The sequence below is a fragment of the Acinetobacter ursingii DSM 16037 = CIP 107286 genome (assembly GCF_000368825.1).
GTDB lineage: Bacteria > Pseudomonadota > Gammaproteobacteria > Pseudomonadales > Moraxellaceae > Acinetobacter > Acinetobacter ursingii.
The window spans coordinates 202,338-227,687 of record NZ_KB849711.1 but is presented as its reverse complement, the minus strand read 5'-3'; the positions used below and the strand labels follow the sequence as shown (position 1 = coordinate 227,687).

Genomic DNA, 25,350 nt, shown 5'->3' with positions numbered 1-25,350 from the left:
GGAGACTGATGTACGCTGACTATTTTAAACCTTGCTTAATTTTGTCTATGTGTGTGGTCGGAAGTGCGGTCATGGCACAGCTCTATGCTGCTGAAGCTGAAACCGATGAGGTTTCATCGAGTGATGATTATGTCTTTGATAGTGCGTTATTTCGTGGTCAATCCGTTAATCAGTCAGGTTTGATGCAACGTTTGAGTCAAAAGCAAAGTGTTTTGGCTGGGCAGTATAAAGTCGATGTATATGTGAATGGCCATTTTGTTGAACGTATGCAGCTTGAGTTTAAAGATGATTCCAGCGATGTACAGCCTTGTTTTCAGCCTGAAATGCTCAAAAGTATTGGGTTACTGGATTCATATGTTCAGACCGCTAGCCAACTGAGTGCTCAACAACAATGCTTTTTTTTATCGCAACAGGTCAAAGGTAGTCAGCTTTATCTGGACTTTAGCAATTTGCGTCTTAATCTGACCATTCCACAAAGTGAATTACGTTATGTGCCAAGAGGCTATGTAAATCCGAAAGAATGGAATGCGGGCAGCAGCATTGGCTTTATAAATTATATTGCCAATTATTACTATAACTCCTATGAAACTGATGTGGGACGTCTAAATCAGGATGCAGCCTATTTGTCAGTGACGGGTGGAATCAATTTTGGTAAGTGGCAATATCGACAACAATCTAGTCTGAGCTATAACAAAGGACAGGGAACAGACTGGAATAACATTCGTAGCTATGTGATGCGGGCATTACCCGCAATTCGTGGTCAAGCCACTATTGGTCAAGTTTATACATCAGGTCAATTTTTCTCAGGTTTAAGTTTTAATGGGATCAATATTGCCTCAGATGATCGTATGTTACCCGAATCCATACGTGGTTATGCTCCGATGATTCAAGGCGTTGCCAGAACCAACGCGAAAGTTTCTGTACAGCAAAATGGTCGAGAAATTTATCAAACTTCTGTGGCACCCGGCGCGTTTAAAATTACAGATTTATATCCGACCAATTACAATGGCGACTTGACCGTTTTGGTCTATGAGGCAGATGGAACGATTAGTCAATTTAGAGTGCCATTTTCAGCCGTTCCTGAGTCATTACGTGCAGGTTCTTATCGTTATAATTTTGATTTGGGTCGTACGCGCGACATTGGAGAAGACACTTACTTTTCCAATGTAACCTACCAACGAGGCCTGAGTAATGCGATTACCCTGAATACCGGTTTAAGGGTTGCAGATGGTTATCAAGCGATCCTATTGGGTGGAACTTATGCTTCTTTCTTGGGGGCTTTTGGTTCCAACTTGACCTATTCACATGCTGATTTGGATACTTTGGGCAGTACCGATGGCTGGCTTGCAAGCCTAACGTACAGTAAGACGATTCAGCCAACCAATACCAATATTTCATTAGCAGGTTATCGTTATTCTACCGAAGGTTATCGTGATTTAGGCGATGTGATTGGGGTGCGTGATGCCTTGAAAAATGGTGGCACATGGCAATCCTCCAGTTATTTACAACGATCAAGAGTCGAACTGACCCTGAACCAAAGTCTGGGGGATTATGGCATTGTGTTCGTATCAGGCTCTATGCAGGATTATCGTGATGGGCGTGATCGAGATGTTCAGACTCAGATTGGCTATAACAAATCCTTTAAAAATGGCATTTCTATGAACGTGTCTCTTATTCGTCAGGAAAATGCATATTATCAATTTGTAGATCAATCAGGTCAGCAAATCATCTCATCAGACTCTAATCAGAATAATAAAGCGGACACCACACTCAGCCTCTCTGTGAGTCTACCATTGAGTGGAAAAAATAAAAGTCGTTCCCCTTATCTGGATCTTTCTTATTCACATGGTTCACAGCAGTCTGATAATTATCAGGCCATGCTTTCAGGTACTTTGACTCAGGATCAGTCGATTAATTATGCCTTAGGCGTGAGTCGTGATGAAGAGATGAATGCTACCACATGGAATGCTAATTTAAATAAACGCTTCTCTAATTTGACTGCGGGCATGAGTGCATCGACAGGAGAGAATTTTTGGCAAGCATCAGCCAATGCGCAGGGAGCTGTGGCAATTCATAGTGGCGGCATGACTCTAGGTCCATATTTGGGTGAGACTTTTGCTTTGGTTGAAGCTAAAGGTGCTGAAGGGGCGCGTGTCTATAATGGACAAGGGGCAACCATTAATAAGTCAGGCTATGCATTGGTGCCAGCCATCACTGCGTATCAATACAATACAATTGCATTAGATCCGCAAGGGATTTCTGAGCAAGTAGAAATAGAAAGTAGTGAACAGCAAGTCGCACCTTATGCGGGAGCTGCGATTAAAATCAAATTTAAAACCCGTTCAGGTTATCCGTTATTGATACAGGCAAGACTGGACAATGATCAAAAAGAATATGTGCCTTTAGGTGCAGAAGTGGTGGATGAGCAAGGCAATATCATTGGAATGGTGGGTCAAAGTGGGCAGCTTTATGTCCGTGCTGAAAATCGTCAGGGACGCTTGAAAGTGCAATGGGGAGAGCAAAATGATCAACAATGTCATGTTGCTTATCATATTGATGATGAAGCCATCAAGCAACCTTTGATTCGTTTTGAGCAAACTTGTCAAATGGAGCAAGCAAAATGAAAACATTAAAGTTTTGGTTACTTCAAATCCTAATATTCATGATGGGATGCTATACGGTATCTGCTTATGCGAGATGTACGAATGAGTTATCAGGAACAGCGGCTTACGATGGTAATAGTGCCCTTATACAATTTGGTGTGATAAATCTAACCAGCACCTATTTACAGCCCGTTGGAACTCTCTTAGCTCGCACAACCGTTCCTGCTTCTAATTACAAAGGGGGCACTTCTCCATCCTCAGTGGTATGGGAGTGTGATGTTGCAGATTTGCCGAATATTCAATTTTTGGTTGCGACCAATGGTGATGATCGTGTGGGGGGATATTGGGATTTGGGCGCCCAAGATGGAATGCCAAATGTCTATGCAACTTTTTTTCGTTATGTCGGGATTAAACAGACGATGGATGGGGTTGTACTCACTAAATTTTGGCAACCGCTTCCTGTTCGAAACTATGTCACTGTCGGTAATAAAATCCAGATTCGTTTGCAGGATATTCCAATTCTATCCGCTGAGCTATATCGAATTAGCCAGATCCCTAGTGCAGGATTAAATAACTATTGTGGTGCGGGAACCAGTGGAACGATTGCCTCGGGTACCTATACTTGTCTGCAACCAAATGCTTATATCCAGCTCAAAGGTCCAAATTTAAATAGTGATGAAATAGGAGAAAACTCTGAAACCAAATTCGATTTTTGGCCCGCAAATGGAATCGGTTATGGTATGCGCACAGCAACTCTCTACAATGAACCCACTTGCGTAGCACGAAATGCAACGCCGTTAGTGCTGTTTGATACGATGACTGTTGAAACTTTAAATCAGGGGAAATCTACGCAAGCTCAGTTTAATGTCTCGATTGAATGTTCGAATCAGGCTGTGTCTGGTGTAGCAAGTAAGCAAACAGCAATGGGTATACAAGCATCTGAAGGGGCTTATACCGCCGCCCAGAAACTAGGTTTGGTGAATGCGCAAAATGGTGTGAAAGCACTGCTCTCTGATCAATATGGCACCAATGGCATTGCCAAAGGTGTTGGTATTTTTCTACGCAATAGCAGTACTGGCACTGATATGAATTTTGTTGGGCAACCCGGTATATCAGGCAATGGTGCCAATGCAGGTTGGTATCCATTTAAAGACGGTGCAACGGCAAAAGGCTCTACCGAAGCAGGCTATACCCATTATTTGCAAAATTACACTGCGATCTTAAAGAAACTCGATGGTCAAACTGTCGAGGCTGGAAAAGTCCATGCCACGGCCTATGTGTTGGTGAAGGTGCAATAATGAAGTTAAAAGCAATATTTCTCCTCAGCCTAACAGGTCTGCTTACGGCTAATTCAGTCAGTGCAGGTATTCTTGCGGCAAAAACACGACTACTGTTTGAAGAAGGTCAGCGTGAAAGAAGCTTAATGCTTGCCAATGTCAATGATTATCCTGTGATTTTGCAAACATGGGTTGATCAAGGACAGGGGAGTCCAGATCACGCTGAAATTCCATTTATCACTTTGCCGCCTGTTTCTAAAATGGCTGCACGTGGTCTGCAAAGTTTAAGAGTGGTCTATAACGGACAAATACTTCCTAAAGATCGTGAATCAGTCTATTGGCTCAATCTATATGAAATTCCAGCGATTCCACAACCTGATCAGCAAGATGCTTATATTAGTCTGGCGATGAATACTCAGCTCAAGATTTTTTATCGCCCGAAAAGCCTGAAAAAATTTGAACTATCTGACATTGCCAAACAGCTCAATTTCTCCGTGCAAGTCGAGCAAGATCATTGGAAATTAATATGTGATAACCCAACTGCTTATCATGCTTCGATGGTCAATATTCAATTGAGCTATCAAAAACAAATGATTGAGACAAATGCGGAAACAGACATGATGAGCTATCCCAAATCACAACGACAGTATCAGTTCAATGGGACTCTGCCTAAGGCTGATCAGTATCAGCTCAATTTTAGTCTGATTGATGATTTTGGTAACCAACACGATTTTGAAAAAAATATTTCTTTTATTCAACCTTAATTGTTGAGTGAATCAGCTCCTGTTTTTGACAGGAGTCTCCCTAATTATATTTATAGATATGGTTGAATCCATCCATGCAACGAACTTTCTATCATATTAAATCGGTTAGCAGTAACTTAATGCGTTTACTGGAACTGTTTTGTGATCAACACGATTTGACCCTCCCTGATCGTGTTAAGGATTACGCGCTTAACGAGCGAGTTCCTTTTTCTGAGTGGCTATTTTTGTTAAATTATATTGAACAACAATATCCCGTTCCTGCTTTGGGATTGAAAATCGCAGAACTGGTCAAACCTGAACATTTGGGGATTATGGCTTATATTGGGCTTAGCAGTGACAATCTGACGCAAGCCTTATCCTCATTTTTACAGTTTCAGCGCTTAAGCTATGATTTTATGGATGTTTCGGTCAAATGCCATGATAATGAGCTGATCATTAGTTGGGAATTTGATCCATACTTCAAGGCGGGAGCAGTGGCCGATGAAACCATGATTGCCATATTTTTTAATTTGGTTAATCAATTGATTTATCCAAACAGGATTGCAATAAATCGTATCGAGTTTGTTTCGGCTAGCCCAAAAAATCCACAGCTCTATGAAAGCTATTTTAATTGTCCTGTCGAGTTTAGTCACAACAAGACCAATATGTATTTTCCGTTGAGTAATTTAAATCTGACGGTACCCAGTGCAGATCCTGTGTTAAATCAGATCTTGATCCAGCAGGCAGACATATTATTACAAGAGTTACCAGAATGTAATTCTTTTGATGAAGTGGTACAACGTGCCATTATCTATGCAGTGCACCAAGGCAAAATTTCTATCGAATATGTGGCACAACAATTGGGTTATACCTCTCGTATGTTCCAATATAAGCTTAAACAACAGGGTTATACTTTTAAGCAACGGTTGAATCAGGTGCGTAAAGAGCTGGCAATTGGATATCTTGCAGATCCGAGTCTAAGTATCCTGGATATTTCACTTTTGCTTTCCTATCAGGAACAAACCTCGTTTAATCGTTCATTCAAAAACTGGACGGGCATGAGTCCACTACAATATCGACGGGTAATTTTGGATGAGTTTTTTGAAGAACAGGATAATCCGTGGAATCTCATGGTTTAGTTACACATGAAAAGCAAATTTGCTCTCTTGTATTTGATGTTCTGCGCGCCATTGCAAAGGACTCATACCTGTCCAAGACTTAAAGGCACGATTAAATGAGGTCTGTTCTCGATAAGCCAGAAGCGCAGAAATTTCATTAATACTTAATGAGTCATCCTCAAGATACTGTAATGCAAGTGTTTTTCTGATCTTATTAAGTTTATCCGAGAAGGTCGTGCCATGAAGTTTAAGTCGGTACTGTAATAAACGAGGAGAAATCCCCATTTGATTAGCAACATATTGAATATCAACTCTATTTTTTTGAATGGCGGCTACAATATTCCGATAGACCAATTCATTAAATGAAATATTTTCAGGGTATTTGGTGAGTAGATAATTGGCATTTTTTTCCAATATGCGTTTCAGCATATGGTCTGAATAGCCCGCATTGACCGTTAAGTCGAGCATCTGGTGTGTATAAGAGACAGTGTTGAGGGAACAATCGAAGATGACAGGACAAGCAAAAAAACGTTCATGCGCAGAAATTACCGTAGGAGCAGGTGCACTAAACTCCATTCGTTTGGCATGGAACATCTGAGGATAGACTAGGTTATTGATAAAAGTCATCATCATGGCAAAAGCAACATCGTTTGCTAAACGTGCTTCTTTAACAAATTGACCTGCTTGTACAAAGGTAGGGCTTTTCCAAATAAATGAAAATGCATCATCCGTATTTTCAATGCAAACTAAAGAAATATGATACCAAATTCGCTGATAGCGTTGAAATAAATGAATAATTTGCCCAGAGGTTTCACAATTCATGGCAAGATAAGCCACAATACCGATATCGGCAGGCTCACATAACTTTCCAAGCTCTATCCCCAAATCATCTTTTTTATAATATTGACTTAAATAATTCAGAATTCGATACCACTCTACCAGTGGCAATCGCTCATCCACGTCATATAAACGAGTAATCGGGGACGGTATGGAGTGTAAGTCACAGAATTTCTGCACTAAATTTGTCAGACCACTGCTGACTCCTCTGGTATTTAGTAAAGTATGCACATGATCCTCTGTAATGAAATTATTGTTTTAATCTTATAATCAGTTTTACCGTTTTATTTATTGATTCTATCCTTAATTTTAAAGTACCAGCAATGTGATTAGATCGGATTTTTTTATTTGTATTAAAAAATTGTTTATCCACTAAATCATTTGATTTTTAGATAATTTTATAAAAAAATCCACACCTCATGCTCCTTAAAGCATAGTTGGTGTGGATTTTTTGAGCAATGCAGTATTACACTTTATTACTCAATACTTATAAAATATTCCAATAAATATAAATATTTGATTTTTATGTATATTATTCAACAGTGACTGATTTTGCTAAATTTCGAGGTTGATCAACATCCGTACCCCTTAGAACTGCGACATGATAAGAAAGCAACTGCACCGGAATACTGTAAATGATCGGGGCGAGCCAAGCATTAACCTTTGGAACATAGACCACGTGCTGACGATCTTTTTCCACAATGCCACTGTTTTCATCTGCAAAGACAAACAGTTCACCGCCACGAGCTTGAACTTCTTCCATATTGGATTTGAGTTTATCCAGCATGTCATCGTTTGGCGCTAAAATTACCACAGGCATTTCATTATCAACCAAAGCCAGTGGACCATGTTTCAGTTCACCCGCAGCATAACCTTCGGCATGGATATAAGAAATTTCCTTGAGCTTTAGTGCCCCTTCCAGTGCAATCGGATAATGTGTCCCGCGACCCAAGAACAAACAATGCTGTTTTTCAACAAAAAGTTCTGAAAGACGTAAAATCTGAGCATCTTGTTGCAAGGTATTCAGCATGACCTTTGGACAATGCCAAAGTTGAGCAGCAATTTCAGCAATCTGTTCACTAGAAATTTGTTGTTTGACTTGACCTACTTTTAAGATCAAGAGCATTAAAGCGGCAAGTTGGGTGGTAAATGCTTTGGTTGAAGCCACACCAATTTCAGGGCCAGCCAATGTCAATAAGTGATGATCTGTTTCACGTACCATTGACGATGTTGCAACATTACAAATACTTAAAGTCACAATATCTAAGGCATTGGCTTTGGCACGTTTCTGGGTTTCACGCAGGGCTGCCAAGGTATCCGCGGTTTCTCCTGACTGAGAAATACATACATATAAAGTATTGGCGACAATCACAGGCGAGCGATAACGGAATTCACTGGCAATCTCGATTTGACAAGGAACGCCAATCAACTGTTCAAACCAGTATTTGGCAATCATGCCTGAGTGATAACTGGTTCCACAGGCAATAATCTGCACACTTTGGATTTTAGAAAAATCCAGCTCTGCATTTTTCAGGAAGTCTTCACGCAGTGCATTACTATTTAATGCCTGAGAAATGGTTTGCTGAATCGCATCTGGCTGCTCATAGATTTCTTTGAGCATATAGTGTTTATATTCACCTTTAGACGCATTACTCACCGCGGCATCCAATTCTTTAATCGGACGCTCAATACGTTCACCCTGTGCATAAATATCAATGCTGTCACGGGTCAGACGAGCAATATCACCTTCTTCCAGATAGACAAAACGATTGGTGACTGGCAAAAGTGCCAATTGGTCTGAGCTGATAAAATTTTCACCAATCCCGACACCAATCACCAGTGGAGAACCTTCACGTACAGTAATCAGTTCATCAGGATGTTGGGTATGTACAATTCCAAGCGCATAGGCGCCTTTAAGTTTTGGCACCACTTGACGTACTGCATCGAGCAGGCTGTCACTATGTTTTAGCGCATCATTAACTAGATGGGCAACCACTTCAGTATCAGTTTGTGAACTAAAGATATAGCCTTCTGCCTGAAGCTGATCTTTCAATTCCTGATAATTTTCAATAATGCCATTATGAACGACAGCAACCTCACCCGATACGTGGGGATGAGCATTGTTTTCAGTCGGTTTGCCATGTGTGGCCCAACGGGTATGGGCAATCCCCAAAGAACCCGTCAAATGATGTTCATTCACCGCTTCAGCGAGATTGGCAACTTTACCCACCCGACGCTCGCGTAAAATCTGCTGGTTATTCACCAAGGCAACGCCCGCAGAGTCATAACCACGGTATTCAAGGCGTTTTAGACCTTCAATTAAAATATCGGTAATACTACGTTCAGCAACGCCGCCGACAATACCACACATAGGTTAATCCTCTTATTTCTTCAACTTTTGGGGACGTTGATAGTTTGATTTTTCAATTTGTTCGGCACGTTCAAAAGCCAATGTATTGTCTGCGACATTACGGGTAATCACAGAGCCTGCACCAATCGTAGCACCGTTGCCAATTTTCACAGGGGCGACCAGTGAGCTATTTGAGCCAATAAAGGCAGCATCACCGATCACGGTTTTATGTTTATACACGCCATCATAATTACAGGTAATAGTGCCTGCACCAATATTGGAACCTTCACCTACTTCGGCGTCACCCAGATAAGTAAAGTGATTGGCTTTGGAACCTAGCCCAATACGGGTATTTTTGACTTCCACGAAGTTACCAATATGCACTTCGTTGGCCAACACTGCACCCGGACGTAAACGCGCGAAAGGACCAATTTGGGTATTTTCACCCACAATCGCATTTTCAAAGACACTATACGGCTGAACTTTGGTACCTGCGGCGATTGTGGTGTTTTTGAGAATACATCCTGCACCAATTTCAACACCGTTACCGAGTTCACATTGACCTTCGATGATCACATTGATATCAATACGAACATCTTGACCGACTTTGACTGAGCCACGTAAATCAAAGCGCGCAGGGTCAGCAAAAGTGACTCCCTGTTGCATCAGCTCAGTCGCTTGTTGCTGTTGAAACTCACGTTCCAGTGCTGCGAGTTGCAGGCGATCGTTTACGCCCTCAACTTCATAGGCAAATTGGGGTTGAATGGATGCAATTTCAAGACCATCTGCCACCGCCATTGCCACAATATCGGTTAGATAATATTCGCCTTGCGCATTCTGATTGGATAGCTTTGGTAACCAGTCATGTAGTTTTTGATTGCTGACACAGTAAATGCCTGTATTAATTTCCTGAATCTGGCGCTGTTCTTCGCTGGCATCTTTATGTTCTACAATCGCCTGAATCAGATTGTTTTTGCGTACAATACGGCCATAACCTGTTGGATTATCGACATTTAAAGTGATCATGCCAATGTCGGAAGGTATAGACACTTCAAGCAATTGTTGCAATGTTTGCTCACGGACTAAAGGCACATCACCATATAAAATCAGGGATATACCGTCTTTTGGCAAAACAGATAAGGTCATTTGTACGGCATGACCTGTACCCAATTGTTCGGCTTGTTCCACCCATTGAATCTGTTCTTGGGCAAATTGTTGTTGAACTTGATCACCGCCGTGACCATAAATTGTAATAATATTACTGGCATTGAGTTTTTTTGCAGTATTGATGACATGACCCAATAAAGGTTGTCCAGCAAGGGGTTGTAATACTTTTGGAAGTTGGGAGCGCATCCGCGTTCCTTTACCTGCTGCAAGAATAATAACGGTCGTTGACATGAATAACCTACTTAACGGCTTAGACCAAACAATAAATAAATGACGATACAGAGCGCAGCCCAAAGCCCTGCGATAATATCGTCCAACATGATACCAAAACCACCCTCTACGCGTCGATCAATCACGCGAATCGGCCACGGTTTCCAGACATCAAACAGGCGAAACAACAAGAAGCTGATGAGTGCCCATTGTATATTCATTAGATTAAAAAAGATTAAAGGCAGAACAGTAATGGATTGACCTGAAAATTCGTCCCAAACGATGCGCCCATCATCATGTACCCCCATCAAATCTGCGGTTTTTCCACAAATATAAATCCCAACCAGACTCATGAGAATGATCACAAAAACAGACGGATAAAAACCGAGCCATATCCAAATCGGAATAAATAACAAAGCAAACGCAGAACCAAAGGTTCCTGGCGCTTTAGGCAGAAGCCCTGAACCAAAGCCAACACCACAAAAGGTAATCAGTCGATCTGACCAACGCATCGTTTGAAAAGGAATGGAGGGTTTAGGCAAAGTGTTGATATCCATGAAATTGAACAGGATGATTTTGACCATCGTGTTCAAATATTAAGTCTGTGGTCTGTGTAATCAGGCCAATCATTGTAATCTTGACATTTAATTGTTGTTGCAAAAGTTTTTCGTAGTTTTGCGGACTTATTGTAAAACAAAGTTCATAGTCATCACCACCCGCCAGTGCATATTGCCATTTTTGTTGATTTGGCAGTGCTTGAACGGCCGGGTCAAGTGGCAATTGATCCAAAAAGATTTTAGCGCCGACATTGGACGCTTTGAGAATGTGATCTAAATCCTGTGCCAAGCCATCTGAAACATCGATCATGCTAGAGGCTAATCCCTTAAGGGTTTGACCGAGTTCACAACGTGGGGTTGGATAGTCTAATCTGGATTGTAACGCTCCACCTAAATGTTGCAAACCGTAGGCTGCATCGCCCACCTGCCCACTCACCACAATATAATCGCCTGCCCGAGCGCCTGAGCGACAAATCGCCTGACCTGATTCAATATAACCGAGTGCTGTGACGGTAATGGTGAGGTGTGCACTTTGCGTGGTATCACCACCAATCAGTGCGACACCAAATCGATCGCAACAATCGAAAAGTCCCTGACTAAAGCCTTGTAGCCAGTCATGGTCGATGTTGGGTAGACTCAATGCTAATAAAATACTATGAGGTTTTGCCCCCATAGCCGCTATGTCAGACAAATTCACCGCCACACTTTTCCAGCCAACGGCATGGGCAGAGGTTTCAAGTGGAAAATGTCGACCTGCAACCAGTGTGTCGGTACAAATCACCAATTGTTGATTGGTAGGAGGGGTCAAAATAGCTGAGTCATCACCGATGCCAATATCGTCCTGTTGCGTAAAGGGACGAGTAAAGTATTGCTCGATAATCGAAAACTCAGCCATGACTTAATAGTAGCTTATTGAGCTTGCTGTTTTTCAGCTTCACGCAGTGTGGAAGCTAAACGATCCAATACACCATTGATGTACTTATGGCTGTCTGCACCACCAAAATGTTTGGCAAGTTCGATGGCTTCATCCAGCACCACGCGGTAAGGAATTTCCAGATGATCGCGCAGTTCATATGCACCTAAACGCAAAGTTGCCAACTCGACACCATCCAGTGCTTTAAGCTCGCGATCCAGTACAGGAATCAGCAAAGTATCCAGATTGTCACGATCTGCAATGACTTGAGTCAACAGCTCATGGTAATAACCAAGATCAACCTTATGCATGGCATTTTCGGCACGAGTACGCGCTTCAATTTCATGTACAGGATTGTGGCTCATTTGCCATTCATAAATACCTTGTACCGCAAAACGACGTGCTTTACGTTTTGCCGCATATACGGCTTGAAGTGTTTGAGACATGCCTTAGATTGCCTTTAACAAATTAACCATTTCAATTGCAGTCAATGCAGCTTCTGAGCCTTTATTGCCTGCTTTTGTACCAGAGCGTTCAATCGCCTGTTCAATGCTATCAGTGGTTAGTACGCCATTGATGACAGGAAGTGTGCTTTCAAGTGCAACCACGCCCAAGCCTTTGGCACATTCACCAGCGACAAAGTCAAAATGTGGTGTGCTGCCACGAATCACTGCGCCTAGTGCAATGATGGCATCAAATTTGTCAGATGCTGCCAGTTTTTTTGCAACAATCGGAAGTTCCCATGCACCTGGTGCATAAGCCACAGTAATATTGTCTTCACTCACACCATGACGTTTTAAGGTGTCAATTGCACCTTCAAGCAAATGCTCAACCACAAAGCTGTTAAAACGACCCACTAAAATCGCGTAACGACCTTCGCTCGCGAGATGTAATAAACCTTCAATTCGGCGAATTGCCATAATAACCTCGATTAATTTTCTATCGTTTGATCAGCAGAAATATATTCTACCACTTCTAAATTAAAGCCTGACAGTGCATTAAAGCGTAAAGGTGAGCTAAGGAGCTTCATTTTCTCTACTCCCAAATCACGTAAAATCTGCGCGCCAACGCCAATAGTTTGATATTGGTGGGATAGTGCTGCATTGGATTTTACGGGTTTTGGCTTATTCATGCTCTCAAGCGCTGGGCCTAAATCCTGTAAATGATCCTGTCCAATCCAGACCAAAACTCCACGTTCAGCCGCAGCGATGGTGCTGAGTGCACGATCTAAATTCCATGCAGGTTCGCCATCTTGCTTATTCAGTTTAAGTAAATCACGGACGGGATTAAAACCATGGACACGAACCGTGGTCACGCCATCTTTAGGTTCACCTTTGACCAAGGCCAAATGAATATCGGGATTGCCAATTTCACGGTAACGATACAGTTCAAATGAACCATATTCGGTTTCAATGGTTTGTTGACCCAAACGTTCAACCGTTTGTTCATTGGTCATGCGGTAGTGAATGAGGTCGGCAATGGTTCCAATCTTTAAACCATGTTTTTCAGCAAACACCTCTAAATCTGGACGACGTGCCATCGTGCCATCTTCATTAATAATTTCACAAATCACAGACGCAGGTTCCAACCCCGCAAGACGAGTCAAGTCGCAGCCCGCTTCCGTATGACCTGCGCGGTGAAGAACTCCACCTGGTTGAGCCATAAGCGGAAAAATATGACCGGGTTGAACAATATCCGCAGGTTTGGCATGCGCAGCAACTGCGGCATGAATGGTATGCGCACGTTCAGCCGCAGAAATCCCCGTGGTAATGCCTTCAGCGGCTTCAATTGACAAGGTAAAATTGGTTGCGTGTTGTGCACCGTTATGATCGACCATCAGCGGTAAATTCAGTTGTTGGCAACGCTCACGACTTAAGGTTAAACACACCAGACCGCGCGCATGGGTAATCATAAAGTTGATATCTTCTGGGCGCACGTGGGTCGCGGCAATGACCAAATCACCTTCATTCTCGCGATCTTCATCATCCATCAAGATGACCATTTTACCCGCACGGATATCCGCGACCAGTTCCTCAACATTACTCAACGGCATGAGCCTTCACCTTTTGATGCTGTCCAAAAGACAGTTACGTTCACAATGTGTTGCATAGTCTACCGTGTTTTGGTCAGAATTGCCTATGCTTCTATCATTTAGTTCTAGGGTTCTCTTTATACACATAAGTGAATTCATTTGAAAAGTATTCTAATTATGAAATAGGCTGGTTTTGCTGATTGTTTAATCAAAGACTTTTCAGATATTCAGATAAAAATATAATTTCAAAGACTTAGCGTTTAAAAATAAAAAACTCCCCAAATTGGGGAGTCTTGCAAAAAAATTGTTCTTAGGCTTCCGATTGTGGGTCTGTCTGATTTTCAATCGATGCTTTGGCTTTTTTACCCATCAAAATTTCTGTACGAATCTGTTGGGCAACTTCTGCGCATTCAGTATTCATGCCATTTTGCATGAAGGCGTGACGGGTCAAAACACTGGATGGATTTGGCATTGCGACTAACTGATAGCATTCACTAATCGCCTTAAGCTGTTCATTATTTAAATGTAAAGCTGACTCTTTGGCATGTAAATGGCTGGTGAGACGTTGCGCTGCCTGTACAGCATCGAGTTGCATGGCAGCCACTGCGGTTGAAGTCGCGGAACGGGTTTGCAAGGCAAAACGCTTGTCTTCACGATAACGCTTATATAGAACATCTGACAATAGCTGGAATACTGAGCCAATCATCAGTAAACATTCAACCGCATGTGCGTCCTGATCTGAAATACTTAAATCTGCACCATTGGCATTAAACTCATGGATGACATTGATACTCGATGGACTGAGTTGATAATGTTTAGCGCACAGTTCAATGCTTTTATTCAGGAAAATCTGGCACAGTTTAAAATAAGGCACAGAAACCGATTGGTTGACACTGTTCAATAATTGTTTAGGGTCATAAAACTGAATATTTAGTGCCAGAGTATGATCGACTTGAGCATCTTGCTCCAATGTTTCACTTACAGCGGTGACTTTTGGTTTGGCTTGTTGTTTAGCTTGTGCAACCAAGGTCACAGTATTTTGTTTTTCAAGCTCAAGGGCTTGGGTGAGTTGTTGAATCTCATGTTTCAGGCGTGATTCGTTATTGATACGTGCCAGATATTCACTGCGGCTTGGGCGGGCAATGGCACGGTAAGCCAGCCACAATAAGCCATGAATCAGAAATGACACCAAGATTGCTAACCATTGGGTTCTTAGAATTTCACCAATACTCGGTTGAATCAGGGTGATTTCAATACTTCCGACTTTCTTTTCATTTTGCAGGGCATCACGCACAAATACTTCGCCCTGACGGGTTTGTGACATACCGCTCGTGGCCAATACCTGTTTGTTTGCATCTAAAATTCGAATCGAGGCAACACTTGGATTGGTTGCATAGCGATTTGCCAGAAGTGCCAGAGAAACCGTGTTGGCTGGTTCCAGTTCGGTCAAACTGTCAGTAACCAGTTGACTGGTTATGAGTTGACCCTGACTGGCACGGTTTTCATTGAGCTGATGCGTCGTTGCAATCACCAGTAAAAAGGTATGCAAAGCAAAACTTACGATTAATAGGCTAGCAAATAGCCCCTGTCTAGGTGCGTTCAACGTAAACTTCCAAGGCAAATAGATTCAAATTCGATTATCATTCTAACAATAGTTGCAGCTCAGACCCGAGTCAATTCATGCGAGAAATCATTCTTATCTCTTTTTTAGGACCTGATCAACCGAATCAGTTTACCCGATTAATGCAGGTTTTATCTGTACATTCATTGCAAATACTGGATGTAGGGCAAGCGGTGATTCATAACCAATTGACCCTCGGCATCGTGGTGGCATCGGATGATGAAACCGCAACCGCACTTGCCATGAAGGAAATCCTGATTTTAGCACATGATATTGGTTTGACTGTGCGCTTTAAACCGATTTCAAGTGCAGAATACGATCAATGGGTGAGTGAAGGTGGACGAACCCGTTACATCGTGACAGCGCTGGCACCAGAATTAACCGCTTCACATCTACAGGCGGTTACCAAAATTGTCTCTAATCAAGGTTTTAATATTGAAACCGTGACGCGCCTGTCAGGGCGTTTAGCGCGAGATCTGGAAGATAACGCGCCACGCCGCGCCTGTGTGCAGTTTGGTTTAAGTGGACAAATGCTGGATGCGCAAGCGATGCGCGCCGCCTGTTTAAGCTTGTCGGGTGAACTCAATATCGATGTTGCAGTTCAAGAAGACAATGCCTATCGTCGTAACCGCCGTCTGGTTTGTTTTGATATGGACTCGACCCTGATTGAACAAGAAGTCATTGATGAGTTGGCACTTGAGGCAGGTGTAGGTGAGCAAGTCGCTGAGATTACCGAACGTGCCATGCAAGGTGAACTTGATTTCCAGCAAAGTTTTCGTGCGCGTGTGGCTTTGCTGAAAGGTCTGGATGCCTTGGTTTTACCAAAAATTGCGGAACGGCTGACCATTACCGAAGGTGCAGAGCGTTTGATTTCAACGCTCAAAGCACTTGGCTATAAAACCGTGATTTTATCGGGTGGTTTTCAATATTTTGCTGAATATTTACAGCAAAAACTGGGTATTGATGAAGTACATGCCAATATTCTGGATGTACAAGATGGCTTTGTAACTGGTGAAGTCAAAGGCGCGATCGTCGATGGAGCACGTAAAGCAGAATTGTTGACCCAACTGGCGGATAAAATGGGCATTTCACTCGAACAAGCCATGGCTGTGGGCGATGGCGCCAATGACTTACCCATGCTGTCGATTGCGGGATTAGGCGTGGCTTTCCGTGCTAAACCGTTGGTACGTCAAAATGCTAATCAAGCCATTTCCAGTGTAGGTTTGGATGGCGTACTGTATTTGCTTGGTATGCATGATAAAGATTTAAATCGTGCTTAATCTGCTTAGATGTTCAAAAAAATGCGGCATTTAAATGCCGCGTTTTTTAATCAATAAATTAACTGGAATCAAGTGCTTTTGCACCGTTTGTCGGCTGTTAAATTTTGAAATAACTCTGTATAAAAATTTTTAAAAAGCATCAAATTTTAGCGATAGTTTTTTGTAATGACACGCGAGCGATGAAAGGATCAGGCACTTCGTAGGTTTTTGAAACATGCAGAATGTAATGACAAAATAATGTTGCGACAATATGTGTCGTATAAGAAAAAATCAGGACTTTTTTTCTTGCAAAAACTCTCCATAATGCATCTAACACGATTAAACAGATATTTTCGTCAACACAGATCTGTGTTGATTTGATTACGGTTTCGGGGATGAACTCAAGGTCTTATGACCCAGAGAATGATCTTAGACGGAGGTTTAGTATGGTAACAGCGAATTTCGCCACACTCTCAGGGTTTGGTTTGATTGCACTTGCACTAGCTATTGTTTTCTTCTCACCTTACCGTCGCTGGCTTGGTTTTATGTTGGCAGGCATGTTTTTTTGGGGACTTTTGGAAGTCGTCCGTTATGGCGTACAAACACTTTTTGAGATGCCTGTCACCTATAGTTATTTAACTGCCTTAAGTCTAGCGATGGTTGCTGTTACCTTGGTGTTGTTAAGAGAAGACCGTTTGGCGCAAAAAGCATTGGCAAATCGTCAATACATTGAACATACACCAGTGTATGAGGATGATCAGCAACAATGCTCTAGTCGCTAACATCGGCTGATAGGTGAAATGAAGAAGCGTGGGTTAACCTGCGCTTTTTACGTTTTATTATGTTTTGTAATACAAAGCTTTTATTTTAGGGCTTACATTTATGCTAGGATGATCGCGTTTAGTTCCATAAGAATACGAATAGGCTTGAATTGTCATGAAACTTTCTGCTCTACCTGTTGTAAAGTTACCATTGGTTGATGTCAGCACAGATCCATTGGATTTGCTGGTTGTAGGTTTGGCTTTGCGGATGAAGCAATTGGCACGGACTAGTCCCAAGTTTATTGAAATGACACATGATCGTGCATTTCGGATCCAGATTGGAACGGACTTAGGCTTTGCGCGTCAGATTATTGTCAATCGTGGTCAAATTGAAACAGTGGCAGGCCACCCAGAGCAGGCTGATTTTATTTTGCAATTTGCAGATAGCGAACAAGCAGTAAAAACCTTGATGAAAGGCGATCCGACGGCATTTATGACTGGTATGCAAAACGGTAGTATCAAAATGGAAGGTGATTTTGGTCTATTGGTTTGGTTTAATCAGGCGGCAAAACTGATTCCACCCAAGCTTCCAAAACCAGTTAAAGAAAAGTTAAAGCAAGCACGTTTGTTTATTAAGCAAAAAACAGGCAAGTAAATCGCGCTTGTAGAAAATCCTCATCCCTTAGGGTGAGGATTTTTTTATTCGACTTCCAACTGGAAGGTCACGGGCCCATCATTAACTAAATGCACTTTCATATCTGCGGCAAAAATACCTGTTTGCACATTTGCAAACTGACTTTGCGCGTAGATAACGAGTTGCTCATACAGCTCTTTTGCTTCGCTCGGCGGCATGGCAGGACCAAAATCGGGTCGTAAGCCTTTTTGGGTTTGCGCCATCAGGGTAAACTGGGAAACCAGCAACAGTCCCCCTTGAGCTTGAGATAAATTCCAGCCCATCTTGCCATTTTCATCATCGAAAATGCGATATTTTAAAATTTTATCAATCAGTTTTTGGCCCTTTTGCAAGGTATCTTCGCGGCCTAGTCCTAAAAAAACCAATAGACCTTGTTGAATTTCACCCGTGGTTTGCCCATCGACGACCACCTTAGCCTGTAAAACTCGTTGTATTAATGCACGCATAAACATCATCATTGATTTAAACCGCGGTGATTTTAACAGAAATACTTTTTGCTTAATAAAATTCATGTTCCACTAAAGTGGCAATGCTTTATACAAATCCTTGCGATTTTAACGACCAAAATATGCTTTAATGCAATAAGTTTATCCAAATTACTGACACCTTTATGTCACCAATTATTCACTCATTACTAGATACAGATTTATATAAATTCACCATGTTACAGGTGGTATTACATAAGTTTCCGCAAACCCATAGTGTTTATCATTTTCGCTGTCGAAATTTAGAAGATACGGTGTATCCATTAACGGATATTTTGTCTGAAATGGACGAACAATTAGACCATTTATGCACTTTGAAATTTAAGGACGATGAACTGAAATATTTGCGCAGTTTTCGTTTCATCAAAAGTGACTTTGTGGACTATCTGGAACTGTTTCAATTAAAACGCCGCTTTATCAAAACAGGCATCGATGAAGAAGGTCGTCTGGACATTTGGGTCGAAGGTCCGATGGTTCAAGCGATGATGTTTGAAATTTTTGTCTTGGCAATCGTCAACGAATTGTATTTTCGCCGTATCCGTACTGATGCTGTTTTGGCTGAGGGTGAGCGCCGTTTACAAGCCAAACTTGCGCTTTTAAAACAATATTCGTCGCAGCAACATCCAAATGATCCACCATTTCTGGTCTCAGACTTTGGTACTCGTCGCCGTTATAGTTTTGAATGGCAAAAACATGTGGTTGAAGAGTTCCATCAAGCCACACCTGATATTTTCCGTGGAACCAGTAATGTTTTGCTCGCCAAAGAGTTGGGAATTACCCCAATTGGGACCATGGCACATGAGTTTTTACAGGCTTTCCAGGCTTTAGATGTGCGGTTGCGTGATTTTCAAAAAGCAGCACTGGAAATGTGGGTACAGGAATATCGTGGTGACTTGGGGATTGCACTCACGGATGTGGTTGGAATGGATGCGTTTCTGCGTGATTTCGATTTGTATTTTGCCAAGCTGTTTGATGGCTTGCGTCATGATAGTGGTGATCCTTATGAATGGGGGGATAAAGCCTATGCGCATTATCGTCATCTCAAAATTGACACCCAGACTAAAATGCTAACTTTTAGTGATGGATTGAATCTGGAAAAGGCATGGCAATTGCATCAATACTTTAAGGATCGTTTTAAAGTCAGTTTCGGGATCGGCACTAATCTCACCAATGATATGGGACAAACACCACTGAATATTGTGCTGAAACTGGTCGAATGTAATGGTCAATCTGTGGCCAAAATCTCAGATAGCCCAGGTAAAACCATGACTGATAATGATACATTTTTGGCTTATTTACGTCAGGTTTTTGAAATTCCTGAAGAAGTTGAATGATTTTATTTAGCTGATTTTCTGCTAAACATTGGTAAAAAATCAGCAAAACCGTGAAAATGCTTATGTTAAGATCGAGCTACCTATTAATGCAACGCGATGATTTGCAATGACGGCACCTGAATTTAACTTTGGCCTATTGATTGAGGCGGAAGATTTAGTTCCTTATCTGGGAAATGAACATCTACGCATTGTTGATTTGAGTCGTAGCTCAGTCTATGAACAATTGCATATTCCCCACGCGATTCAACTGAAGCCTAAGCAATTGGTGGCACAGCATGAAGACGCCACAGGTGTTTTGCCATCGATCGAGCAGCTTCAGCAATTGGTGGAGTATCTTAATCTCTCGCCTGACCACCATGTCGTGGTCTATGACGATGAAGGGGGGGCATGGGCAGGGCGTCTGATCTGGAATTTACATTGTCTCGGTTTCACCCGAACCAGTTTATTAAATGGAGGGATTCATGCATGGTTGGGTGCTGGGTTTCCAACCACTTCAGAGATCGAACCGATAGCGCCTGTTGAAAATCTGGTGCAGGTTGATTTGTCCAAAGTGGCCCAATATAAAATTGAATATGATGAGCTAAAACAGCAGGTGGACTCCAATAATATCCAATTATGGGACTGTCGAACCACAGATGAATACACGGGCTTACGTCTAGCCGCACGTCGAGGTGGTCACATTCCTGCCGCACTTCATTTTGAATGGAGCACTGCCCTTGATCGGCAAAATCATCTAAAATTGCACCCGCTTGAACGTACCCAAGCCCGATTGCAACAACTTGGTTTTCAGTTTGATCAACCTGTGGTGGTGTATTGTCAATCGCATCATCGTTCGGGTCTGGCTTATATTATTGGTCGTTTACTGCAGTGGCCAATTCGTGCTTATGATGGGGCGTGGAGTGAATGGGGCAATCGCCTCGATAGTCCAATTATTACTGGAGAGAATCCGCTTTGAGTTTTACATCACGATTAAAAAAAGACTTATTTATTAAAGCTCAATCGCTTGTTCCTCAGCATCAGCTCAGCCGAGTAGTGGGTAAAGTCGCTGCTAGTGAAAATGTGGTCGTTAGAACCGCAGTGATTCAGGCCTTTAAAGCGAAATATGGCATTGATCTTTCGATTGCTCAGCAGGGCGATGCCCTAAAGTACAAATCTTTTAACGAGTTTTTTACGCGTGCCTTAAAAGATGGAGTACGTGTGGTTGATGATTCCGCGACGAGTATCGTATCACCAGCAGATGGAGCAATTTCTCAGCTTGGAACAATTAACGATGGCGATATTTTTCAGGCGAAAGGTCAAAGTTTCTCTGTTGAAAAATTGATCGGTGATCCGCAATTGGCAGAACCATTTAAAAATGGTCAATTTGCCACGGTGTATTTATCGCCACGAGATTACCATCGTGTGCATATGCCATTTTCGGGGACATTAACCGAAACATTGTATGTGCCAGGTGAATTATTTTCTGTCAATCAAGTCACGGCTGAAAATATTCCAGGATTATTTGCCCGTAATGAACGCATGGTGTGTTTATTTGATACTGAACTCGGTCGCATGGCAGTGGTTTTAGTCGGTGCCATGATTGTGGCGGGAATTGAAACGGTAGCAACCGGTAAAGTCAAACCGACTGGGCGTTTAGAGTTAGAGCAACACCAAATGAAACTTGAAAAAGGCGCTGAATTGGGACGTTTTTATTTAGGTTCCACCGCTGTTGTATTATTTGAAAAAGATAAAATGGCATGGGAAAAGCAGTTTAAAGCCAATTCCGTCGTGGTGATGGGTGAAAAACTGGGACATTCGCTCTAAGTTAGAATGAACATTAAAAGCTCTAGATTTAGGGCTTTTAATGCATTGAGAGGTTCATTTTTTAATAATTGAAATTGTTATATTTTTATAAATCACGGCTATCAACTAAATGAAGCTGCAAAAATTAAATTAAAAGAATTTACTGGCATTTGCAGCAGAGCAATAAAATCAGGAAAGTTTGAATGAGTATTGAAATTCGACATGAACAACAGCAAGACATCCAGACGATTGAAGCGTTAACTCAGGCTGCGTTTTTAAATGAACAACATTCGAGCCATACTGAACAATTTATTGTGAATCAGTTACGTAAAGATGGTCAACTCACCATTTCTTTGGTGGCACTTGAGCAGGGAGTTGTGGTTGGCCATGTTGCGGTTTCACCTGTGCGTATTTCATCGGGTGAAACCGATTGGTATGGTTTAGGGCCGATCTCGGCCTGGCCTGAACAGCAAGGACAAGGTATTGGTTCACAACTGATGGGTGCTGCGCTTGAACAACTCAAACAATTAGGTGCCAATGGCTGTGTGTTATTAGGTGATCCAGCGTATTACCATCGTTTTGGCTTTAAATCTTATCCAGATCTTGTTTTGCCAGATGTGCCTCCGATGTATTTTCAGGCGATCAGTTTTGTGAATACTATTCCGAAAGGAAGCGTGAGTTATCACGAGGCATTTAATGCAACTTCATCATAAAACCCAATAATAGCCTGATTGATTTAGCTCAAAAGCCGATGATACTTCATCGGCTTTTTGATGATGATCTCAGATTAGACTACTTTCCATTGGGTGTTTCAGGCTCTAGCGTATAGGCGTCTTCAACCAAAGGATCACGTTTTGCATCTGTGTGGATGAGTCGATCCCATTTTTCAGCCATTTGTTTTTTTGCATCTGCTTCAATCTCTTTGGGTGCTAAATTACGATAGGTTTTTTGCTCTTCTGTTACTACCTTGACAATAATGTCAGAGACTTGCTCTGGATCGTATTGTTTATGCGGAAAGGCAAGTTGGCTATAGTTAAATACAGTATTGGCTTGATCTTCTGGGTACCAATGCTTCCATGTCTCGAACATACGGTCATTGAATCCGGTTAAGATAGGGCCAGGATTTACTGTGGCAATTTTGACATTGTATTCATGCAATTCTTTATTTAGCGCTTCTGCAAAAGCCTCAATGGCATGTTTAGACGCAGAATATGCACCTGTAAATGGATCAGTGGTCAAGCCAGCGACTGAGGAAATAAAAATAATTTTTCCTGATTTACGTTCAACAAACTGTTTGGCAAATTTTTGGGTCAGTAAAATTGTCCCAAATACATTCACCTCGAACTGCTCACGCAATCGGTATTCAGGAATATCAACCACAGCACCACCTTCTGAAATTCCTGCATTGTTGAGTAAAATGTCAATTTCAAAATTAGAAATAAACTCACGATCAATATCATTGGTGATATCCAGTTTTTCAAACTGGATATTTAACCCTTGTTGATGTGCTTCGTCTTTTAAGGTCTGAATCTGTGCAACGGCTTCAACAGTTGCGATCACCTCATAACCAAGTTCTGCTAATTTAAAAGCAACTGATTTGCCAAAACCTGAACCTGCGCCTGTAATTAATATCTTTTTACTCATGTGTTTATCACCTTTTAAATGGATTTTTCTTTGGTTTGATTAAAATGATCTGCAATCGCCTGAGCAATGCTTTGATCTTGCTCGGCTGTACCGCCACTGACACCGACAGCCCCCACTACGTGTTCATCCAAAAAGAGTGGAACACCACCTGCGAAAACAATCACTCTTTGATTCAGCGTATTATTTAAGCCATAAAGCTCACCGTTGGGTTCACTCGGTTCTTTTAATTCTTGGGTTGGCTTTTGAAATAAAGCACTTGTATAAGCTTTATTAATACTATGCTCGATGCTCGGGAGTTGAGCCTGATCCATACGGACATGTGCGAGAAGATAGCCATAAGCATCCGCAATTGCGATATTAGATGGAGATTGAAGCTCTTTTGCTTTAGATATGCCGATATCCAGTAATTGCTGTGCAATATCCAGATTCACCGTTTTAATCGTATTCATATGGACTTTACGATTTGTTTTATTAGATTGGAGTTTTAATATAAAAAACAATGGGCAGTTATTATGTAGTCGGTTTCAGGTACATTCTTATTTGTTTGAATGCTTTTGGTGTCGATGCGTTAAGTTCATTGTAATCTTGTTTTTGAGCCAAATTTAAACCATTTGATACAAGCGTTCTTTAGGGAAAACAGCTTTAAATAAAGAACCATTATTTTCTTTGGATACTACATCCAGATAAGCACCATGTTGCATCAAGACATGTTTAACAATCGCAAGTCCGAGTCCCGTTCCGCCTGTGGCACGGCTTCGTGCACTATCCACCCGATAAAACCGTTCGGTTAAACGTGGTAAATGTTTGGGATCGATACCGATACCATTGTCCTGAACGGTAAAATAACCATGTTCACCATCATCATGCCAACCAATGGTAATGATGCCACCTTTGGGGGTATATTTAATCGCATTGGTAATCAGATTGCTAAAGGCACTGGCAATTTCCATATCTGAACCAATCAAATCACAGTGACTATCGATATCCAGATTGAGCGTATGTCCATAATCGGCATTATACGCCTGTGCATCGTCAAACAGTTGATTCATCAGACTTGGCATCTCAATAATCTGGTTTTTAGCAATTTTTTTGTTATTTTCCAGATTTGAAAGCAAGAGCAAATCATTGACCAAAGCATTCATCCGTTTGGTCTGTGATTGCATCTGATCAAAGGCACGTTTCCAGCGCGGATTTAAATCTTCCTGATCGGTAAAGGTTTCAATGTAGCCACTCAAGACTGTCAGTGGTGTGCGTAGCTCATGTGAAATATTATCGACAAAATCTTTACGCATTTGCTCCAGATTATGCATACGCGTAATATCGTAAGCGACCAGCAATACACTATCGCCCCCAAAAGGCGTCAATTTAATTTGTACGTAATGATCGTCCAGTATCGAGGATTTAAGCTTGATACCATCAGGTGCCTGATCAATATGATTAAAGTATTCAATGAAACTGGGCTGTCTTAAAATCCCTAACACATTGGTGCCGCGATCCAACAGACTGATGCCCAGCAAATGCTGCGCCGCAGGGTTACACCATTCGATTTGTTGTAAATCATCAATCAAAACCACAGCTTCATTTAAAGCAACCAATGAAGACTGAGCGCGATCGATGAGTCCCACCATTTCTGCTTGAACTACGCGTTCCTGCCGTTGGGCACGATATACGTTAAATAATAAGGCACCCCAAATCCCATTCAGGTTAGGTGGCGTGTCGTAAGGACGATTGGAAATCCATTCGTTGACGATGTACAGTGAACGTAGTTGCAGCACAAAAAAGATCAAAAAGGCGATCAGAATACAAATACCTAAAAGGTCGAGACCAAATCCCACAAACGCTGCAATGATCAGCAAAAAAGCCAGCAGTCTTAAATCCTGTTTGGCAAATGTCCATAAACTACTGTAGCGAAAACGTTTATGTTCACGGGCAAGATCGGGGACGGGATAGGGTTCGTACATAA

The 25,350-nt window shown here is 41.9% G+C and carries 24 protein-coding genes; 11 read left to right on the top strand and 13 right to left on the bottom strand.

Translation table 11 applies throughout. The annotated features are described in order from the left end of the window. The first annotated feature begins 8 nt into the window (after positions 1-8). The 4 genes from F944_RS02065 to F944_RS02050 all read left to right on the top strand — a co-directional run bounded on the left by F944_RS02065 (position 9) and on the right by F944_RS02050 (position 5,762). The gene (locus F944_RS02065) at positions 9-2,624 is read left to right on the top strand and encodes a fimbria/pilus outer membrane usher protein (protein ID WP_004986067.1); all 2,616 of its coding nucleotides are present in this window, start codon (positions 9-11) and stop codon (positions 2,622-2,624) included. Then, the gene (locus tag F944_RS02060; protein WP_004986060.1) at positions 2,621-3,901 is read left to right on the top strand and encodes a fimbrial protein; all 1,281 of its coding nucleotides are present in this window, start codon (positions 2,621-2,623) and stop codon (positions 3,899-3,901) included. Before F944_RS02065 ends, F944_RS02060 begins: the two co-directional genes overlap by 4 nt. Further along, a complete protein-coding gene (locus tag F944_RS02055) occupies positions 3,901-4,644 on the top strand; it encodes a fimbrial biogenesis chaperone (protein WP_004986058.1) in 744 nt (247 codons plus the stop codon). Before F944_RS02060 ends, F944_RS02055 begins: the two co-directional genes overlap by 1 nt. Before the next feature lie 74 nt (positions 4,645-4,718). After that, positions 4,719-5,762 (top strand): AraC family transcriptional regulator, encoded by a 1,044-nt coding sequence (locus F944_RS02050; RefSeq protein ID WP_004986056.1) that lies wholly within the window; start codon positions 4,719-4,721, stop codon positions 5,760-5,762. Here F944_RS02050 and F944_RS02045 read toward each other — a convergent pair whose 3' ends face one another. From F944_RS02045 to F944_RS02005, 9 genes are all read right to left on the bottom strand, one after another. Further along, positions 5,763-6,809 carry an AraC family transcriptional regulator gene (locus F944_RS02045; protein WP_004986055.1) on the bottom strand — a complete coding sequence of 349 codons (1,047 nt, stop codon included), beginning with the start codon at positions 6,807-6,809 and terminating at the stop codon, positions 5,763-5,765. It abuts the gene before it with no gap. A gap of 301 nt (positions 6,810-7,110) precedes the next feature. Next, the gene (glmS, locus tag F944_RS02040; protein WP_004986052.1) at positions 7,111-8,949 is read right to left on the bottom strand and encodes a glutamine--fructose-6-phosphate transaminase (isomerizing); all 1,839 of its coding nucleotides are present in this window, start codon (positions 8,947-8,949) and stop codon (positions 7,111-7,113) included. A 12-nt stretch (positions 8,950-8,961) separates the two neighbouring features. Continuing rightward, complete coding sequence (gene glmU, locus F944_RS02035) at positions 8,962-10,326, bottom strand: bifunctional UDP-N-acetylglucosamine diphosphorylase/glucosamine-1-phosphate N-acetyltransferase GlmU (protein WP_004986049.1); 1,365 nt, start codon at positions 10,324-10,326, stop codon at positions 8,962-8,964. A gap of 11 nt (positions 10,327-10,337) precedes the next feature. Beyond that, positions 10,338-10,862 carry a phosphatidylglycerophosphatase A family protein gene (locus F944_RS02030; protein WP_004986040.1) on the bottom strand — a complete coding sequence of 175 codons (525 nt, stop codon included), beginning with the start codon at positions 10,860-10,862 and terminating at the stop codon, positions 10,338-10,340. Further along, entirely contained in the window at positions 10,840-11,757 is a 918-nt protein-coding gene (gene thiL / locus F944_RS02025) for a thiamine-phosphate kinase (RefSeq protein ID WP_004986037.1), read from the bottom strand. The genes F944_RS02030 and thiL overlap by 23 nt, the downstream gene beginning before the upstream one ends. A 14-nt stretch (positions 11,758-11,771) precedes the next feature. Further along, positions 11,772-12,221, bottom strand: coding sequence for a transcription antitermination factor NusB (nusB, locus tag F944_RS02020; RefSeq protein ID WP_004986036.1), 450 nt, complete (start codon positions 12,219-12,221; stop codon positions 11,772-11,774). Between the two features lie 3 nt (positions 12,222-12,224). Further along, complete coding sequence (gene ribH, locus F944_RS02015) at positions 12,225-12,695, bottom strand: 6,7-dimethyl-8-ribityllumazine synthase (RefSeq protein WP_004986034.1); 471 nt, start codon at positions 12,693-12,695, stop codon at positions 12,225-12,227. Positions 12,696-12,706: 11 nt separating this feature from the next. Beyond that, entirely contained in the window at positions 12,707-13,828 is a 1,122-nt protein-coding gene (gene ribBA / locus F944_RS02010) for a bifunctional 3,4-dihydroxy-2-butanone-4-phosphate synthase/GTP cyclohydrolase II (protein WP_004986032.1), read from the bottom strand. A 289-nt stretch (positions 13,829-14,117) separates the two neighbouring features. Continuing rightward, positions 14,118-15,428: a hypothetical protein gene (locus F944_RS02005; RefSeq protein WP_104794652.1), complete on the bottom strand. Its 1,311-nt coding sequence runs from the start codon at positions 15,426-15,428 to the stop codon at positions 14,118-14,120. A gap of 59 nt (positions 15,429-15,487) precedes the next feature. Here F944_RS02005 and serB point away from each other — a divergent pair, with 59 nt between their 5' ends. The 3 genes from serB to F944_RS01990 all read left to right on the top strand — a co-directional run bounded on the left by serB (position 15,488) and on the right by F944_RS01990 (position 18,103). After that, positions 15,488-16,708 carry a phosphoserine phosphatase SerB gene (gene serB, locus F944_RS02000; RefSeq protein WP_004986013.1) on the top strand — a complete coding sequence of 407 codons (1,221 nt, stop codon included), beginning with the start codon at positions 15,488-15,490 and terminating at the stop codon, positions 16,706-16,708. A gap of 425 nt (positions 16,709-17,133) precedes the next feature. Continuing rightward, positions 17,134-17,469, top strand: coding sequence for a ciprofloxacin tolerance protein AciT (aciT, locus tag F944_RS01995; RefSeq protein WP_004986004.1), 336 nt, complete (start codon positions 17,134-17,136; stop codon positions 17,467-17,469). A 154-nt stretch (positions 17,470-17,623) separates the two neighbouring features. Then, the gene (locus F944_RS01990; RefSeq protein WP_004986003.1) at positions 17,624-18,103 is read left to right on the top strand and encodes a hypothetical protein; all 480 of its coding nucleotides are present in this window, start codon (positions 17,624-17,626) and stop codon (positions 18,101-18,103) included. 44 nt (positions 18,104-18,147) lie between these two features. Here F944_RS01990 and dtd read toward each other — a convergent pair whose 3' ends face one another. After that, positions 18,148-18,588 carry a D-aminoacyl-tRNA deacylase gene (gene dtd / locus F944_RS01985; protein ID WP_010588672.1) on the bottom strand — a complete coding sequence of 147 codons (441 nt, stop codon included), beginning with the start codon at positions 18,586-18,588 and terminating at the stop codon, positions 18,148-18,150. A 164-nt stretch (positions 18,589-18,752) separates the two neighbouring features. Between dtd and pncB the strand changes: the two genes are divergently transcribed. The 4 genes from pncB to F944_RS01965 all read left to right on the top strand — a co-directional run bounded on the left by pncB (position 18,753) and on the right by F944_RS01965 (position 22,456). Next, on the top strand, positions 18,753-19,961 hold the full coding sequence (gene pncB / locus F944_RS01980) for a nicotinate phosphoribosyltransferase (protein WP_004985997.1): 1,209 nt from the start codon (positions 18,753-18,755) through the stop codon (positions 19,959-19,961). A gap of 106 nt (positions 19,962-20,067) precedes the next feature. Continuing rightward, positions 20,068-20,916: a sulfurtransferase gene (locus tag F944_RS01975; protein WP_004985995.1), complete on the top strand. Its 849-nt coding sequence runs from the start codon at positions 20,068-20,070 to the stop codon at positions 20,914-20,916. Further along, entirely contained in the window at positions 20,913-21,764 is an 852-nt protein-coding gene (gene asd / locus F944_RS01970; protein ID WP_004985994.1) for an archaetidylserine decarboxylase, read from the top strand. The genes F944_RS01975 and asd overlap by 4 nt, the downstream gene beginning before the upstream one ends. A 182-nt stretch (positions 21,765-21,946) precedes the next feature. Further along, positions 21,947-22,456: a GNAT family N-acetyltransferase gene (locus tag F944_RS01965; protein WP_004985992.1), complete on the top strand. Its 510-nt coding sequence runs from the start codon at positions 21,947-21,949 to the stop codon at positions 22,454-22,456. Between the two features lie 79 nt (positions 22,457-22,535). Here F944_RS01965 and F944_RS01960 read toward each other — a convergent pair whose 3' ends face one another. The 3 genes from F944_RS01960 to phoR all read right to left on the bottom strand — a co-directional run bounded on the left by F944_RS01960 (position 22,536) and on the right by phoR (position 25,348). After that, positions 22,536-23,387 (bottom strand): SDR family oxidoreductase, encoded by an 852-nt coding sequence (locus F944_RS01960; protein ID WP_004985989.1) that lies wholly within the window; start codon positions 23,385-23,387, stop codon positions 22,536-22,538. 14 nt (positions 23,388-23,401) lie between these two features. Then, complete coding sequence (locus F944_RS01955) at positions 23,402-23,836, bottom strand: GlcG/HbpS family heme-binding protein (RefSeq protein WP_004985987.1); 435 nt, start codon at positions 23,834-23,836, stop codon at positions 23,402-23,404. 153 nt (positions 23,837-23,989) lie between these two features. After that, on the bottom strand, positions 23,990-25,348 hold the full coding sequence (phoR, locus tag F944_RS01950) for a phosphate regulon sensor histidine kinase PhoR (protein ID WP_004985986.1): 1,359 nt from the start codon (positions 25,346-25,348) through the stop codon (positions 23,990-23,992). Positions 25,349-25,350: the final 2 nt, after the last annotated feature.

Coding starts and splice junctions, on each gene's coding strand:
- F944_RS02065 (WP_004986067.1), top strand. CDS start 9: ATGTACGCTGACTATTTTAAACCTTGCTTAATTTTGTCTATGTGTGTG.
- F944_RS02060 (WP_004986060.1), top strand. CDS start 2,621: ATGAAAACATTAAAGTTTTGGTTACTTCAAATCCTAATATTCATGATG.
- F944_RS02055 (WP_004986058.1), top strand. CDS start 3,901: ATGAAGTTAAAAGCAATATTTCTCCTCAGCCTAACAGGTCTGCTTACG.
- F944_RS02050 (WP_004986056.1), top strand. CDS start 4,719: ATGCAACGAACTTTCTATCATATTAAATCGGTTAGCAGTAACTTAATG.
- glmS (WP_004986052.1), bottom strand. CDS start 8,949: ATGTGTGGTATTGTCGGCGGCGTTGCTGAACGTAGTATTACCGATATT.
- glmU (WP_004986049.1), bottom strand. CDS start 10,326: ATGTCAACGACCGTTATTATTCTTGCAGCAGGTAAAGGAACGCGGATG.
- F944_RS02030 (WP_004986040.1), bottom strand. CDS start 10,862: ATGGATATCAACACTTTGCCTAAACCCTCCATTCCTTTTCAAACGATG.
- thiL (WP_004986037.1), bottom strand. CDS start 11,757: ATGGCTGAGTTTTCGATTATCGAGCAATACTTTACTCGTCCCTTTACG.
- nusB (WP_004986036.1), bottom strand. CDS start 12,221: ATGTCTCAAACACTTCAAGCCGTATATGCGGCAAAACGTAAAGCACGT.
- ribH (WP_004986034.1), bottom strand. CDS start 12,695: ATGGCAATTCGCCGAATTGAAGGTTTATTACATCTCGCGAGCGAAGGT.
- ribBA (WP_004986032.1), bottom strand. CDS start 13,828: ATGCCGTTGAGTAATGTTGAGGAACTGGTCGCGGATATCCGTGCGGGT.
- serB (WP_004986013.1), top strand. CDS start 15,488: ATGCGAGAAATCATTCTTATCTCTTTTTTAGGACCTGATCAACCGAAT.
- aciT (WP_004986004.1), top strand. CDS start 17,134: ATGGTAACAGCGAATTTCGCCACACTCTCAGGGTTTGGTTTGATTGCA.
- F944_RS01990 (WP_004986003.1), top strand. CDS start 17,624: ATGAAACTTTCTGCTCTACCTGTTGTAAAGTTACCATTGGTTGATGTC.
- dtd (WP_010588672.1), bottom strand. CDS start 18,588: ATGCGTGCATTAATACAACGAGTTTTACAGGCTAAGGTGGTCGTCGAT.
- pncB (WP_004985997.1), top strand. CDS start 18,753: ATGTCACCAATTATTCACTCATTACTAGATACAGATTTATATAAATTC.
- F944_RS01975 (WP_004985995.1), top strand. CDS start 20,068: ATGACGGCACCTGAATTTAACTTTGGCCTATTGATTGAGGCGGAAGAT.
- F944_RS01965 (WP_004985992.1), top strand. CDS start 21,947: ATGAGTATTGAAATTCGACATGAACAACAGCAAGACATCCAGACGATT.
- F944_RS01960 (WP_004985989.1), bottom strand. CDS start 23,387: ATGAGTAAAAAGATATTAATTACAGGCGCAGGTTCAGGTTTTGGCAAA.
- F944_RS01955 (WP_004985987.1), bottom strand. CDS start 23,836: ATGAATACGATTAAAACGGTGAATCTGGATATTGCACAGCAATTACTG.
- phoR (WP_004985986.1), bottom strand. CDS start 25,348: ATGTACGAACCCTATCCCGTCCCCGATCTTGCCCGTGAACATAAACGT.